This is a genomic window from Paraburkholderia sp. BCC1885 (assembly GCF_900996235.1).
Taxonomy (GTDB): Bacteria; Pseudomonadota; Gammaproteobacteria; order Burkholderiales; family Burkholderiaceae; genus Paraburkholderia.
The window spans coordinates 1-521 of the sequence record NZ_CAAJGM010000092.1 but is presented as its reverse complement, the minus strand read 5'-3'; the positions used below and the strand labels follow the sequence as shown (position 1 = coordinate 521).

Sequence of the window (521 nt, the reverse complement as noted above, 5' to 3'; positions counted from 1 at the left end):
AGCACGTCCTTCTGCACCACGCAGTCGAGCGCGGTGGTCGGCTCGTCGGCGATCAGCAGCCTGGGCTTGAGCAGCATCGCCGAGGCCAGCACGATGCGCTGGCGCATGCCGCCCGAGAACTCGTGCGGGTAACGCCGCATGCAATCGCGCGGATTGCGCACCCGCACGCGCTCGAGCATGGCCAGCGCGCGCCGCTCGGCTTCTTCGTGCGACAGGCCGCGCCGACGCCGCAGCGCCTCGGTCAGTTGCACGCCGATCCGGAATGCCGGGTTCAGCGACACCATCGGCTCCTGGAACACCATGCCGATGCCCACGCCTCGCGTCTCGCGCCACTGCGCGGCGCTGTGCGAGAGCAGCGGCGCGCCGCCGAAGCTCACCGTGCCGCCCATCACGCGCGCCGCGTCGGGCAGCAGCCCGAGCAGGGTCTTGCCGATCAGGGTCTTGCCGCTGCCCGACTCGCCCACCACCGCCAGCGAGTGCCCCGCCTCGAGATCGAAGCTCACGCCGTCGACCACGCGCCT

At 71.8% G+C, this 521-nt stretch carries 1 protein-coding gene; it reads right to left on the bottom strand.

Translation table 11 applies throughout. The features are described from left to right. A partial coding sequence (locus FQ755_RS07615) for an ABC transporter ATP-binding protein (RefSeq protein WP_144152734.1) occupies nucleotides 1–521 on the bottom strand: 521 nt, incomplete at both ends.